The 14,283-nt window shown below is 73.0% G+C and carries 10 protein-coding genes; 7 read left to right on the forward strand and 3 right to left on the reverse strand.

What is annotated here, in order from left to right:
* Nucleotides 1-155: 155 nt before the first annotated feature.
* Nucleotides 156-1,364, reverse strand: a complete 1,209-nt coding sequence (locus tag ACN27A_RS29975; RefSeq protein WP_421457865.1) for a DUF349 domain-containing protein — start codon at nucleotides 1,362-1,364, stop codon at nucleotides 156-158.
* A 332-nt stretch (nucleotides 1,365-1,696) separates the two neighbouring features.
* Between ACN27A_RS29975 and ACN27A_RS29980 the strand changes: the two genes are divergently transcribed.
* The 3 genes from ACN27A_RS29980 to dapF are packed head-to-tail and all read left to right on the forward strand — an operon-like array spanning nucleotide 1,697 to nucleotide 4,196.
* Complete coding sequence (locus tag ACN27A_RS29980) at nucleotides 1,697-2,416, forward strand: hypothetical protein (RefSeq protein WP_421457866.1); 720 nt, start codon at nucleotides 1,697-1,699, stop codon at nucleotides 2,414-2,416.
* Nucleotides 2,401-3,339 (forward strand): tRNA (adenosine(37)-N6)-dimethylallyltransferase MiaA, encoded by a 939-nt coding sequence (miaA, locus tag ACN27A_RS29985; RefSeq protein WP_421458666.1) that lies wholly within the window; start codon nucleotides 2,401-2,403, stop codon nucleotides 3,337-3,339. The genes ACN27A_RS29980 and miaA overlap by 16 nt, the downstream gene beginning before the upstream one ends.
* Before the next feature lie 8 nt (nucleotides 3,340-3,347).
* Entirely contained in the window at nucleotides 3,348-4,196 is an 849-nt protein-coding gene (dapF, locus tag ACN27A_RS29990; protein ID WP_421457867.1) for a diaminopimelate epimerase, read from the forward strand.
* A gap of 191 nt (nucleotides 4,197-4,387) precedes the next feature.
* On the opposite strand, the gene ACN27A_RS29995 is transcribed toward dapF, so the two are convergent.
* Complete coding sequence (locus tag ACN27A_RS29995; protein WP_421457868.1) at nucleotides 4,388-5,854, reverse strand: NAD-dependent malic enzyme; 1,467 nt, start codon at nucleotides 5,852-5,854, stop codon at nucleotides 4,388-4,390.
* A gap of 174 nt (nucleotides 5,855-6,028) precedes the next feature.
* Between ACN27A_RS29995 and hflX the strand changes: the two genes are divergently transcribed.
* Together hflX and ACN27A_RS30005 are read left to right on the forward strand one after the other, a co-directional pair.
* Nucleotides 6,029-7,480 (forward strand): GTPase HflX, encoded by a 1,452-nt coding sequence (gene hflX / locus ACN27A_RS30000; RefSeq protein WP_421457869.1) that lies wholly within the window; start codon nucleotides 6,029-6,031, stop codon nucleotides 7,478-7,480.
* A gap of 51 nt (nucleotides 7,481-7,531) precedes the next feature.
* On the forward strand, nucleotides 7,532-9,328 hold the full coding sequence (locus ACN27A_RS30005; RefSeq protein WP_421457870.1) for a hypothetical protein: 1,797 nt from the start codon (nucleotides 7,532-7,534) through the stop codon (nucleotides 9,326-9,328).
* A 101-nt stretch (nucleotides 9,329-9,429) separates the two neighbouring features.
* Here the strand turns inward: ACN27A_RS30005 and lexA are convergent, their stop codons facing one another.
* Nucleotides 9,430-10,212 carry a transcriptional repressor LexA gene (lexA, locus tag ACN27A_RS30010; RefSeq protein ID WP_132232962.1) on the reverse strand — a complete coding sequence of 261 codons (783 nt, stop codon included), beginning with the start codon at nucleotides 10,210-10,212 and terminating at the stop codon, nucleotides 9,430-9,432.
* Nucleotides 10,213-10,796: 584 nt separating this feature from the next.
* On the opposite strand from lexA, the gene nrdR reads away from it, so the two are divergent.
* Both nrdR and ACN27A_RS30020 read left to right on the forward strand, forming a co-directional pair.
* Nucleotides 10,797-11,297: a transcriptional regulator NrdR gene (nrdR, locus tag ACN27A_RS30015; protein WP_132232964.1), complete on the forward strand. Its 501-nt coding sequence runs from the start codon at nucleotides 10,797-10,799 to the stop codon at nucleotides 11,295-11,297.
* A gap of 67 nt (nucleotides 11,298-11,364) precedes the next feature.
* Entirely contained in the window at nucleotides 11,365-14,247 is a 2,883-nt protein-coding gene (locus ACN27A_RS30020; RefSeq protein ID WP_421457871.1) for a vitamin B12-dependent ribonucleotide reductase, read from the forward strand.
* Nucleotides 14,248-14,283 lie beyond the last annotated feature (36 nt).

A 14,283-nucleotide genomic window follows, 5' to 3' on the forward strand; every position in this document is an offset into this window, starting at 1 on the left:
TGTGATCAGCCAGCCTCGATGCGTCAACCGTCGCGTGCCCGGCCCGGGCGGCTGCGGGCGGACAGGCGGAAGCCCCCGGTCCGTGGCGGATCGGGGGCTTCCGTGGTGGCTCGGTCCGAGGTGGCTCGGGGCGCGCCGGGGTGGGTCGGTCCGGCTCAGCCGGCCTGCTCGGCGAGCTGGAGGAACTGCCGCTTGGAGGCCAGCGCCTGCTCGGCCTCCTTGACCCGCCGGGCGTCCCCGGCCGCCTGGGCCCGGGCCAGCCGCTCCTCGGCCTCGGCGACCTGCGCGCGCATCTGGGCGAGCAGGGGGTTGTCCTCCTTGGTGGTGCGCCGCCACGCGGAGTCCATCACCTCGCGGACCTTCTCGTCGATCGCGCGCAGCCGGCGCTCCAGCCCGGCCGCCGCCTCGCGGGGCACCCGGCCGGCCTCGTGCCACTGGGCCTGGATGTCCCGCAGCTTGGCCTGCGCGCCCTTCGGGTCGCCGTCGACGTCCAGCGCCTCGGCCTCGGCGAGCAGCGCCTGCTTGCGCTCCAGGTTGCCCCGCTGCTCGTTGTCGCGGGCGGAGAAGACCTCGCTGCGCCGGGTGAAGAACTCGTCCTGCGCGCCCCGGAACCGTTCCCAGAGCTTCTGCTCGGCCTCCTTGGAGGCCCGGGGAGCGGCCTTCCACTGGTTCATCAGGTCCTTGAGCTGGTTGGCGGTGGCCGCCCAGTCGGTGGAGTCCTTGAGCTTCTCGGCCTCGGCGACCAGCTCCTCCTTGACCGTCTGCGCCTGCTTGCGCTGCGCGTCAAGGGAGGCGAAGTGGGCGCCCCGGCGGCGGGTGAAGCCGTCCCGCGCCGCGGCGAACCGCTTCCACAGCTCGCCGTCGGCCTTCTTGTCGACCCCGCGGATGGTCTTCCACTCGTCGAGGATCTCCTTGAGCCGGTCCCCGGCGGTCTTCCAGCCGGTCGACTCGGCGGCCAGCTTCTCCGCCTCCTCCACGAGGGCCTGCTTGCGGGCGAGCGCCTCGCCGCGGGCGGCGTCCCGCGCGGCCTTGGCCTCGCCGGCCTTCTCCTCGGCGACCGTGGCGAGCCGGTCCAGCCGGGCGGCCAGCGCGTCGATGTCGCCGACGACGTGCGCCTCGGCCAGCGACGCGCGGATCCGCCGGATGGTGGTCAGTGAATGGCCGGCGTCGGCGGCACCCGAGTTGAGCCGGGCCTCCGTCAGGTTGACCTCGGTCACCAGGTCGTCGAAGCGGCGGGCGAAGTGGGCCAGCCCCTCCTCGGGCGCTCCCGCCTGCCAGGATCCGACCACCCGCTCGCCGTCGGCGGTCTTGACGTACACGGTGCCGTCCGCGTCCACCCGTCCGAAGGCAGTCCAGTCGCTCATGTGCCCATCCTCGTTCTCCCGGCGTCGGGGAGCAGTCCCGCGATCGCCGCCACGGCGCAGCAAAGTTTCCCCCGGCATTGTCACAGGTGCGACCCCGTTCCCGTCGAGCGCCTATCGCCGACCGTGACCATACGGTGTCCTAGCGCCCGCGCACAGGCTCCCTGGGAGGAGTGTCGGAATCCGGCGTACGACGTGCCGGACGGGCGGGTGTCGTCGTCGGCGTGGCGACCCCGGCCACGCAGGCGGCCCGCCGGCTAGGACCGGGCGGCAGCGGCGGCCCGAAGAGCCCGGGTGCGGGGCGCCGGGCGCCGTCGTGCCGATACCGTTGCCGGGTGCCCCTGGTCGCCGCTGCCGTCTGCCCCCACCCGCCGCTGATCGTTCCCGAGTTGGCCGGTGCTGCCGCGCCCGAGCTGGACGAGCTCCGCGCCGCCTGCGACGCCGCCGTCGCCGGGCTGCTCGCCGCCGGCCCCGAGGTGATCGTCCTGGTCGGCGGCGGGCCGGAGACCACCCGCTTCAACGCGGCCGACCACGGCTCCCTGCGGCGGTACGGCCTCGACCGAAGCGTGCGGCTGTGGAAGGTGAACTGCGCCGGCGGCGAACGGCTGCCGCTGAGCCTGACCATCGGCGCGTGGCTTGTCGGCCGCTCCGGCACCAAACTGCCCCGGCTGGCCCGCTCCGTCGCGTCCGACGCCTCCCCGGCGGAGTGTGCCGAGCTGGGGGCGGCGCTCGGCGCGGCGACGGAGCCGCGTACCGCCCTGCTGGTGACGGGGGACGGGTCGGCCTGCCGTGGCCCGAAGTCGCCCGGCTACGACGACCCGCGCGCCGAGGCGTACGACGACGGGGTCGCCCGCGCCCTGGCCGACGCGGACGCCGACGCCCTGCTCGACCTGGACCCGGTCCTGTCGGCGGAGCTGAGGGCCGCCGGGCGGGCGCCCTGGCAGGTGTTGGCCGGCGCGGTCCGCGCGACGGGCGGCGACTGGCGCGGCGAGCTGCGTCACCACTCGGCGCCGTACGGCGTCGCCTACCTCGTCGCCTCCTGGGCGCCGGCGTGACCGCCCGTCCGCCCGCCGGGACGGTCGTGGCCGTGGTCGGGCCGACGGCGGCCGGCAAGTCGGCGCTGAGCATCGCCCTCGCGCACGCCCTCGACGGCGAGGTGGTCAACGCCGACTCGATGCAGCTCTACCGGGGCATGGACGTGGGCACCGCCAAGCTCACCCCGGCCGAGCGCGAGGGGGTGCCGCACCACCTGCTGGACATCTGGGACGTCACCGAGCCGGCGAGCGTCGCCGAGTACCAGCGGCTGGCCCGCGCCGCCGTCGACGACGTCCTGGCCCGGGGCCGGGTGCCGCTGCTGGTCGGCGGCTCCGGCCTCTACGTGCGGGCGGTGCTGGAGCGCTTCGAGTTCCCCGGCACCGACCCGGTGGTGCGGGAGCGGCTGGAACGGGAGCTGACCGAGGCCGGCCCCGCCCCCCTGTACGCCCGGCTGCGCGAGGCCGACCCGGCCGCCGCGGCGGGGATCCTGCCCGGCAACGGCCGGCGGATCGTGCGCGCCCTGGAGGTCGTCGAGCTGACCGGGGCGCCGTTCACCGCCGCGCTGCCCGAACCGACCCCGTACTACCCCTCGGTGCAGCTCGGCGTGGACCTGGACACCGCGCTGCTGGACGAGCGGATCGCCCTGCGGGTGGACCGGATGTGGGCCGACGGGCTGGTCGCCGAGACCCGGGACCTGGTGGGGCGCGGCCTGCCCGAGGGACGTACGGCCAGCCGCGCCCTCGGCTACCAGCAGGTGCTGCGCTTCCTCGCCGGGGAGCTGACCGAGGCCGAGGCGCACGACGAGACCGTCCGGGCCACCAGGCGCTTCGTCCGGCGGCAGCGGTCCTGGTTCCGTCGCGACCCGCGGATCCACTGGCTGGACTCGGCGGCCCCGGAGCTGGTCCCGGCCGCCCTGCGCCTGCTCCCCGCCGCTGCGCGATGATGGATGGCGTGCAGTTCACCAAGGGCCACGGCACCGGCAACGACTTCGTCATCCTCCCCGACCCGGACAACCGGCTCGACCTGACACCGGGGCTGGTCGCGGCCCTCTGCGACCGGCGGCGCGGCCTCGGCGGCGACGGCGTGCTGCGGGTGGTCCGGGCAAGCGCGCATCCGGAGGGCGCCGGACTGGCCGGCGAGGCCGAGTGGTTCATGGACTACTGGAACGCCGACGGGTCGTTCGCGGAGATGTGCGGCAACGGCGCCCGGGTCTTCGTCCGCTACCTGGTCGCCTCCGGGCTGGCCGAGCCGGCGGAAGGGGCGCTGCCAGTGGCCACCCGGGCCGGCGTCGTGCGCGCGCTGGTCACGGCCGACGCCATCGCCGTCGAGATGCGCCGCCCCCGGCTGTACGACACCGCGACCGCCACCCTCGGCGGACTGACCCTGCCCGGCACGGCCGTGGACGTGGGCAACCCGCACCTCGTCTGCGCGCTGCCGGCGGGGCTGGAGCTGACCGCGCTCGACCTCACCCGGGCCCCCGACGTCGACCCGGCGGTCTTCCCCGCCGGGGTGAACGTGGAGTTCACGGCCCCCGGCGAGCCCGTCGACGACACCGACGGCCACGTGCTCATGCGCGTGTACGAGCGCGGCTCCGCCGAGACCCTCTCCTGCGGTACGGGCGCCTGCGCGGTGGCCGCGGTGGCCCTGCGCGACGCGGGCCGGGACACCGGCGTGCTGGCGGTGGACGTCCCCGGCGGACGCCTCTCGGTCACGGTGACGGACGACTCCTGCTGGCTGGCCGGCCCGGCCACCCTGGTAGCCACCGGCACCCTCGACCCCACCACCCTGACAACCCCCTGATTCCGCCCCTCCCCAAAGCGCACCCTCCCCTTCCCCAGGCCGCACCCTTCCCCGGGACGCGTCGATCATGCAGTTGTGGTGGGCGTATTGCCCTCCAGCACCCCATTTGCGGGGCACCACAACTCCATGATCGTCCCGGGCGGGGCGGGGCGGGGCAGGGCGGGGCGGGGCGGGGCGGGGCGGGGCAGGGGTCAGGGGGTGGCGCTGGCTTCGGCGGCGATCTCGGGGAGGTCGGCGGGGCCCGGGTCGGCAGCCGGGGCGGGGGCCGGGTTCTGGGCGGCGGCGCGGACCGCTGCGGCGACCGCCGGCGAGACCCGGGAGTCGAAGACGCTGGGCACGATCACCGTCGGGTTGATCTTGTCCTCGCCGACCACGTCCGCGATGGCCCGGGCCGCCGCGATCGCCATCTCCTCGGTGAACTCCTCGGCGTGCGCGTCCAGCATGCCCCGGAAGACACCCGGGAAGGCGAGCACGTTGTTGATCTGGTTCGGCTGGTCGGAGCGGCCGGTGGCGACCACGGCGGCGTGCTTGCGCGCCTCCCGCGGGTCGACCTCCGGGTCCGGGTTGGCCAGCGCGAAGACGATGGAGTCCTTGGCCATCGTGGCGATGTCGTCGCCGGTGAGCAGGTTCGGCGCGCTCACCCCGATGAAGACGTCCGCGCCGCGTACCGCCCCGGCCAGGTCGCCGGAGTAGTTCTCCTTGTTGGTGTTCTCGGCCAGCCACTGCCAGGCCGGGTTGAGCCCGCTCTGGTCGCGGTGCAGGGCGCCCTGCCGGTCGTACGCGATGATGTCGCCGACGCCCTGGCGCAGCAGCAGCTTCATGATCGCGGTGCCGGCCGCGCCCGCGCCGGAGACCACGACCCGGACGTCCGCGAGCTGCTTGCCCACGACGCGCAGCGCGTTGGTGAGCGCGGCCAGCACGCAGATCGCGGTGCCGTGCTGGTCGTCGTGGAAGACCGGGATGTCCAGCGCCTCGCGCAGCCGCGCCTCGATCTCGAAGCAGCGCGGCGCGGCGATGTCCTCCAGGTTGATCCCGCCGTACGCCGGGGCGATGGCCTTGACGATCTGCACGATCTCGTCGGTGTCCTGGGTGTCGAGCACGACCGGCCAGGCGTCCACCCCACCGAAGCGCTTGAACAGCGCCGCCTTGCCCTCCATCACCGGCAGCGACGCCGCCGGCCCGAGGTTGCCCAGGCCCAGCACGGCGGAGCCGTCGCTGACCACGGCCACGGTGTTGCGCTTGATGGTCAGCCGGCGGGCGTCGGCCGGGTTCTCCGCGATCGCCATGCAGACCCGCGCCACCCCCGGGGTGTACGCCCGGGACAGCTCGTCGCGGTTGCGCAGCGCCACCTTCGAGCTGACCTCGATCTTGCCGCCGAGGTGCAGGAGGAAGGTCCGGTCGGACACCTTGCGCACGTCCACGCCGTCCAGCGCCGTCAACGCGTCGACCACCTGGTCGGCGTGGCTGGCGTCGGCGGTGTCGCAGGTCAGGTCGACGAGCACGTGGGTCGGGTCGGAGTCCACCACGTCGAGCGCGGTGACGATCGCCCCGGCCTCACCCACGGAGGTGGTCAGCCGGCCGATCGAGGACGCGTCCGCCGGCACGGCGATCCGAATCGTGATCGAGAATCCGGCACTTGGAAGTCGGGTGATGGCCACGGGGTCCCTCCGTCGACGCTGAACGGCTGCCCCGCATTTCTACTCGCCCCGGCGGGCCCCTCCGGCATCCGCCCCCACTTTTGTGGCCCGTTCGAGCGGGCATATAGCGGGTGCGTTCCGCGTTGACACATGTCAGGATTGCTCGGTACGTGACAGAACGGACAGGAGACCGGCTTGCACAACCAGGAGACCCTTCTTCCCTACGAGGACGACGAGCTCGACGCCACCACCGGTGAGTTCGAGCTGTCGGAGCGGCAGGCGCTGCGGCGGGTCCCCGGCCTCTCCACCGAGCTCGCGGACATCACCGAGGTCGAATACCGCCAGCTGCGCCTGGAGCGCGTGGTGCTCGTCGGCGTCTGGACCGAGGGCTCGCAGAGCGACGCCGAAAATTCCCTCACCGAGCTGGCCGCGCTGGCGGAGACCGCCGGCTCGCAGGTGCTCGAGGGGCTGATCCAGCGGCGCACCCGCCCCGACCCCGCCACCTACGTCGGCCGGGGCAAGGTCGACGACCTCGGCTCGGTGGTGCTCTCCACCGGCGCCGACACGGTGATCTGCGACGGCGAGCTGTCGCCGTCCCAGCTGCGCAACCTGGAGCAGCGCACCAAGGTCAAGGTGGTCGACCGCACCGCGCTGATCCTCGACATCTTCGCCCAGCACGCCAAGAGCAAGGAGGGCAAGGCGCAGGTCGAGCTGGCCCAGCTCGAATACCTGCTGCCGCGCCTGCGCGGTTGGGGTGAGACCCTCTCGCGGCAGACCGGTGGTAGCGGTCGCGGCGGCGGCGCCGGCGGCGGCGTGGGTCTGCGCGGTCCCGGTGAGACGAAGCTGGAGACCGACCGGCGTCGGATCCGCCACCGCATCGCCCGGCTGCGCCGGGAGATCAAGGGCATGCGGACCGTACGCCAGACCAAGCGCGCCCGGCGTTCCCGCAACGCCGTGCCGGCCGTGGCCATCGCCGGCTACACCAACGCCGGCAAGTCGAGCCTGCTCAACCGGCTCACCGGCGCGGGTGTGCTGGTGGAGAACGCCCTCTTCGCCACCCTCGACCCGACCACCCGCAAGGCCACCACGGCTGACGGGCGGCTCTACACCCTCTCCGACACGGTCGGATTCGTCCGGCACCTGCCCCACCAGATCGTCGAGGCGTTCCGCTCGACCCTGGAGGAGGTCGCCGAGGCCGACCTGGTGGTGCACGTCGTCGACGGCACCCACCCGGACCCGGAGGAGCAGGTCCGGGCGGTCCACGAGGTGCTCGCCGAGGTGGGCGCCGACAGGCTGCCCGAGCTGCTGGTGGTCAACAAGACCGACGCGGCCGACGAGGAGACGCTGCTGCGGCTCAAGCGGCTCTGGCCGGACGCGGTGTTCGTCTCCGCCCACACGGGACGCGGGATCGACGGGCTGCGCGAGGCCGTCGAGGCACGGCTGCCCCGCCCGGCCGTGGAGGTCCGCGCGGTGCTGCCGTACGACCGGGGCGACCTGGTGGCCCGGGTGCACCGTCAGGGCGAGGTGCTGAGCACCTCCCACCTGCCGGAGGGCACCCTGGTGCACGTGCGGGTCGGTGAGGCGCTCGCCGCCGAGTTGGCGCCGTTCCGGGCGGACGAGGACCAGGCGGTCGCGGGCGCCCGGTGACGCCCTCCCGGCGTCACGCGTCGGAAACGCCCGGCATGCGACACTGATTCAATGCGCCGCGCTGTTTCTTCGGTCACGGTCGCCCTCGGCTTGCTGGGGGCGACCGTGGCGTGTACCGGAGTCGCCCTGGCGGCGGCGCCCGCCTCGGCCGCGTCCCCGCTCGCGGCAGCTCCCGGCAAGAAGCGGTGCACGGTCACCGACGAGCGGCTGCGGGAGCTGTCGGGCCTGGTGGCCACCAAGAGCGGCTACATCGTGATCAACGACGGCACCGACGTGGAGAGCCGCAAGCGGGTCTTCTTCCTCGACACCAAGTGCGGGATCGCGAAGGAGCCGGTCCGCTACTCGGGTCAGGGGCCGTTCGACACCGAGGACCTGGCGCTTTCCCCGGACGGCACGACGATCTGGATCGCCGACACCGGTGACAACGTCACCAGCCGGGAGCGTCGCGAGCGGGTGGCGCTGTGGAGCATGCCGGTCAACGGGTCGAAGCGGCCGGTGCTGCACCGCCTCTCCTACCCGGAGGGCAAGCCGCACGACGCCGAGGCGCTGTTGATCGGCGACGACGGCAACCCGTTGATCATCACCAAGGTGATGTCCGGCAAGGCCCAGATCTTCACCCCCGCCGAGAAGATGAAGAGCGGGGACACCCCGGCCGTACCGATGAAGAAGGTCGGCGAGATCAGCCTGCCGGAGACGGACACGGACAACCGGCTCGGCGCCCCGGGCCGCGTCGCGATCACCGGTGCGGCCCGGTCCCCCGACGGCTCCCGGGTGGTGGTGCGCACCTACGCCGACGCCTTCGAGTACGACGTGACCGACGGCAACCTCGTGGCGGCCCTGACCGGCGGCAAACCCCGGGTGACGGCGCTCGCCGACCCGTTCGGTGAGGCGATCACCTACAGCCCCGACGGCAAGACCTTCCTGACCGTCTCCGACGGCGGCCAGCTCGACGAGGACGCACCGATCGACATCCTCGGCTACACGCCCTCCTCGGAGGGCGCGAAGCCGGTGGCGGGCGGTGGCGGCGCGCCGAAGAAGGCCGGCCAGTCCTGGGTCGACGGCCTGAGCCTGAGCGACATCACGTACCTGATCGCGGCCGTGGGGGTGATCGGCGCGCTGATGGTGGCGGCGGGTGTCTTCGGCATCCTCCGGTCCCGGCGCAAGCCGGCGCCGCCCCGCGACGACGACGGTGCCGACCGCGACGACGTCCTCGACGACGACCGGCGTGGGCCGGCGGACGGCGGCTTCGTTCCGCCGGGCGACCGGGGCCGGGGCGGCGTCTACGGCGGTGCGCCGGCGGCCGGGGTCTACGGCGGCCCGGCCGGTGGGCGCGGCGGTCCCGCGCCGGCCGGCGGGGGCCCCGGTGCCGCCCGCCCGGCTGGCGGTGGCGTCTACGGTGGCGCCCGTCCGGCTGCTGGCGGCGGCGGGGTCTACGGCGGCGGTCGCCCGCCCGTGGACGGGCCGCCCGGCCCGGGTGGTCCGCCGCCGGGAGGCGGTGGACGCCATGGTGGTAGCGGTGGTCGCCAGGGCGGTGGTCGCCAGGGTGGCGGCCGTCAGGGCGGCGACGGTGGCCGTCAGGGCGGTGGCGGGCGCCAGGGCGGTGGCGGTGGTCGCCAGGGCGGCGGTCGTCCCGGTGGCGGTGTCTACGGTGGCGGCGGGCAGCCGGGCGGTGGCGTCTACGGCGGTGGCCGGGCGGAGCCGCCGCGTCGGGGCGACGAGTCGGACCCCCGTGGCCAGCGGCCGGTCCGCCGGCGCGACGACGGCCCCGACGACGGTCGCGGTTACGGCCACGTGCCCGGTGGTGGCCGGGGCTACCGAGGCGACCGCTATCGAGGCGACCGCTACTGAGGCTGGGCCTGCCGGAGACGGCAACGGACGCTCAGGACCCGCAGCTGAGCGGCACGGTGCCCGGGTGGCCGCCGACGGCGGCCACCCGGCGTGGTGGCGGATCAGATGCGGCGCAGCACCGCGACGACCCGGCCCATGATCGTGGCGTCGTCGCCGGGGATCGGATCGAAGGCCGGGTTCTGCGGCATGAGCCAGACGTGCCCGTCGCGGCGGCGGTAGGTCTTGACGGTCGCCTCGCCGTCGAGCATGGCGGCGACGATGTCGCCGGCCTCGGCGGTCGGCTGCTGCCGGACCACGACCCAGTCGCCGTCGCAGATCGCCGCGTCCAGCATCGAGTCGCCCTTGACCTGGAGCATGAAGACCTCGCCCTCACCCACCAGCTCGCGGGGGAGGGGGAAGATGTCCTCCACGGCCTGCTCGGCCAGGATCGGGCCACCGGCCGCGATCCGGCCCAGCATCGGCACGTAGGCCGGGGCGGGACGCTGCGAGCGGGCCAGTTCGTCGTCGACCTCGGCGGGCGCCCGGACGTCCACGGCGCGCGGCCGGTTGGGGTCGCGGCGCAGGAAGCCCTTCTTCTCCAGCTCCTTGAGCTGGTAGGCGACGCTGGACGGCGAGACCAGGCCGACGGCCTCGCCGATCTCGCGCACGCTCGGCGGGTAGCCGTGCCGCTCGACCCAGGTGCGGATGAACTCCAGGATCCGGCGTTGCCGGGCGGTGAGGTCCACCGTCGCGGGGTCGGGGAAGGCGCTGACCACCGGGGTGACCGGGCGCACGGCGGGCTGCCCGGTCCGGCTGCGCGCGGCGCCCCGGCGTCGGGTGGCCGGCGGTCCCGCCTCGGTGATCTGCTGCGGGCTCTTCGGCCGGCTGGCCCGATCCTCGGTCACGTCCGTCCTCCCTGGTCGGCGCTGGGTGCCTTGGCGGCTCGTGGTGCGTGCGGTGGTGCTGATGTCTGCGGTGGTGCGAGTAGCCGGTGGACGGAGGATTCCGCGCCCGGTTGTTCAAGACCGTATAGGTGAGATCGGTCATTTTCAAACATCTGTACGACCTTGCTCGGCGTGTCGGGGTGAAAAACCGCTCCGCTCGTACTCGTGTTCTGATAAATGGTACGCCGGGTCGAACGGGTGTTCGACTTTCGTCCGATCGTCGGCCGTTTCGCACCGGCCGGACCGGTAACCCGCGGGGGCGTCGGACGGTTGGTCCTGCGGCGGGCGGCGGTGCCGGTCGACCCGGGAGTCGGGTGACGCGCCGGACACGCCGGCCAACTTGACCTCCGATCCGCAGCGGCCTACGGTCAACCCCTAGATGTAGTAGTCACACGGGCGTAAGTCGCCTACAGGTTGGGTTCGACTACCCACCGCACTCCGGCACCGTCGACACGGCGAAGACCATCGACAGATGGCTCCGTCGCGCTGACGCGTGCCCGGCGAGCGGTCGGCGGACCCGCGATCGACGAAGGAGGTCGGGTGCGATGCGGTGTCCGTACTGCCGGCACGCCGACTCCCGGGTGGTCGACTCGCGGGAGGCCGACGACGGCCAGTTGATCCGCCGGCGGCGATCCTGCCCGGAGTGCGGCAAGCGGTTCACCACCGTCGAGGAGGCGGTCCTCGCGGTCGTCAAGCGCAGCGGGGTGACCGAGCCGTTCAGTCGTACGAAGATCGTCGGCGGGGTGCGCAAGGCGTGCCAGGGCCGGCCCGTGGACGACGACTCGCTCGCGCTGCTCGCGCAGAAGGTCGAGGAGACCGTCCGGGCCAAGGGGGCCGCCGAGATCCCCAGCCACGAGGTGGGGCTGGCCATCCTGGGTCCGCTACGGGACCTGGACGAGGTCGCCTACATGCGGTTCGCCAGCGTCTACCGGTCGTTCGACTCGCTCGCCGACTTCGAGCGCGAGATCGAGACGCTGCGAGCCGCCGCGCGCGCCCGGGAGGGCGCCGGGGCCGACGCGGCAGAGGCCGCCGGCCGTACCAGTTGAATTCTTCGCAGTTTGTTGACAGTCGGATCGGGCGGCGGTTGGCCGTGCGGACGAGGGGGCGGATGAGATGTCGGGGGACGGTGTGACAACCAGCAGGGCACGCAACAAGGCCGGCGCGGGGCTCAAGATCGAGCGGGTCTGGACGACCGAGGGGGTGCACCCCTACGACGAGGTCGCCTGGGAGCGTCGCGACATCGTCATGACCAACTGGCGGGACGGCTCGGTCAACTTCGAGCAGCGCGGCGTCGAGTTCCCGGAGTCGTGGAGCGTCAACGCGGCGAACATCGTGACCACCAAGTACTTCCGGGGCGCCGTGGGCACCCCGGAGCGGGAGTGGTCGCTGCGGCAGCTGATCGACCGGGTGGTCACCACCTACCGCACGGCGGGTGAGGAGTACGGCTACTTCGCCGGCCCGGCCGACGCCGAGATGTTCGCCCACGAGCTGACCTGGATGCTGCTGCACCAGGTGTTCAGCTTCAACTCGCCCGTCTGGTTCAACGTCGGCACGCCCTCGCCGCAGCAGGTCAGCGCCTGCTTCATCCTGGCCGTCGACGACTCGATGGACTCCATCCTGGACTGGTACAAGGAGGAGGGGCTGATCTTCAAGGGCGGCTCCGGCTCCGGCGTCAACCTGTCCCGGATCCGCTCCTCGCGCGAGCTGCTCTCCTCCGGCGGCAACGCCTCCGGCCCGGTCAGCTTCATGCGCGGCGCGGACGCCTCCGCCGGCACCATCAAGTCCGGCGGCGCCACCCGGCGCGCGGCGAAGATGGTCATCCTCGACGTGGACCACCCGGACATCCAGGAGTTCGTGGTCACCAAGGCGCGCGAGGAGGACAAGATCCGCGCGCTGCGCGACGCCGGGTTCGACATGGACCTCGGCGGCGCCGACATCGTCAGCGTGCAGTACCAGAACGCCAACAACTCCGTCCGGGTCTCCGACGAGTTCATGACCGCCGTGGAGAACGGCGGCGGCTTCGACCTGCGCGGCCGGCTCGACGGCGCGGTCATCGAGACCATCGACGCCAAGAACCTGTTCCGCACCATCTCCCACGCCGCCTGGGAGTGCGCCGACCCCGGCCTGCAGTACGACGACACCATCAACGACTGGCACACCTGCCCGGAGACCGGGCGGATCACCGCGTCGAACCCGTGCTCGGAGTACCTGCACCTGGACAACTCCTCGTGCAACCTGGCCTCGCTCAACCTGATGAAGTTCCTCCGCGCCGACGGCGGCTTCGAGGTGGAGAAGTTCGTCCGGTCCGTCGAGTTCGTCATCACCGCGATGGACATCTCGATCTGCTTCGCCGACTTCCCTACCGAGAAGATCGGCGAGACCACCCGCGCCTACCGGCAGCTCGGCATCGGCTACGCCAACCTGGGCGCCCTGCTGATGGCTTCCGGCCTGCCCTACGACTCGGAGCAGGGCCGCTCGGTCGCCGCGGCGATCACCTCGCTGATGACCGGCACCGCGTACCGCCGCTCGGCCGAGCTGGCCGGCGTCGTCGGCGCGTACGACGGCTACGCCCGCAACGCCGAGCCGCACAAGCGGGTCATGCGCAAGCACGCCGCCGCCAACGACGAGATCAAGCCCTCGGGCACCGTGGCCACCGCGCTCGTCCGCGAGGCGACGAAGCAGTGGACCCAGGGCAACAAGATCGGTGACAAGTTCGGCTGGCGCAACTCCCAGGCCAGCGTGCTCGCGCCGACCGGCACCATCGGCCTGATGATGGACTGCGACACCACCGGCGTGGAGCCGGACCTGGCGCTGGTCAAGTTCAAGAAGCTGGTCGGCGGCGGCTCGATGCAGATCGTCAACCAGACCGTGCCGCGCGCCCTGCGCAGCCTGGGCTACCCCGAGGAGCAGGTCGAGGCGATCGTCGAGCACATCGCCGACCACGGCCACGTGGTCGACGCCCCCGGCCTCAAGCCGGAGCACTACCCGGTCTTCGACTGCGCGATGGGCGAGCGGTCCATCGCCCCGATGGGCCACGTGCGGATGATGGCGGCCGTCCAGCCGTTCATCTCCGGCGCCATCTCCAAGACGGTCAACATGCCGGAGCAGGCCACCGTCGAGGACGTCGAGAAGATCTACTTCGAGGGCTGGAAGCTCGGCCTCAAGGCGCTGGCGATCTACCGCGACAACTGCAAGGTCGGCCAGCCCCTGTCGGTCGCCAAGCCGAACAAGGCCGCCGCGACCACGGAGGTCCCGGCCGCCGAGGTGGAGAAGGTCGTCGAGAAGGTCGTCGAGTACCGCCCGGTGCGCAAGCGGCTGCCGAAGAAGCGCCCGTCCCAGACGGTCAGCTTCTCCGTCGGCGGCGCCGAGGGCTACCTCACCGCCTCGTCCTACCCGGACGACGGCCTCGGCGAGGTCTTCCTCAAGATGTCGAAGCAGGGCTCGACCCTGGCCGGCGTGATGGACGCCTTCTCGGTGGCCATCTCCATCGGTCTCCAGTACGGCGTCCCACTGGAGACGTACGTCAGCAAGTTCACCAACATGCGCTTCGAGCCGGCCGGCATGACCGACGACCCGGACGTGCGGATGGCCGCCTCGGTGATGGACTACATCTTCCGTCGCCTGGCGCTGGACTTCCTGCCGTACGAGCGCCGCGCGGAGCTGGGCATCTTCACCGCCAGCGAGCGGGCCGCCCAGCTCCGGGCCGAGGCGGAGGCGGAGGCGAGCGGTGCGGACCTCACCGCGATGGCCGCCTCCGCCCCGGTCGAGGCGCCGACCGAGCCGAAGACCGGCCCGGTCGCCCAGCCGGCGCAGGAGACCGCCGACGTCGCCGCCGCCAAGCCGGCGCCGTCCGTGGGTTCCAGCACCGAACTGCTGGAGACCGTGATCGGCAAGGCCGCCGACGCGCCGCTCTGCTTCACCTGCGGTACGAAGATGCGCCCGGCCGGTAGCTGCTACGTGTGCGAGGGCTGCGGCTCCACCAGCGGCTGCAGCTGACGTACGAACCGAGCGGGGCGGGTCGGCGGGTATCTG

It is taken from the genome of Micromonospora sp. WMMD737, from assembly GCF_049179055.1.
GTDB lineage: Bacteria > Actinomycetota > Actinomycetes > Mycobacteriales > Micromonosporaceae > Micromonospora > Micromonospora reichwaldensis.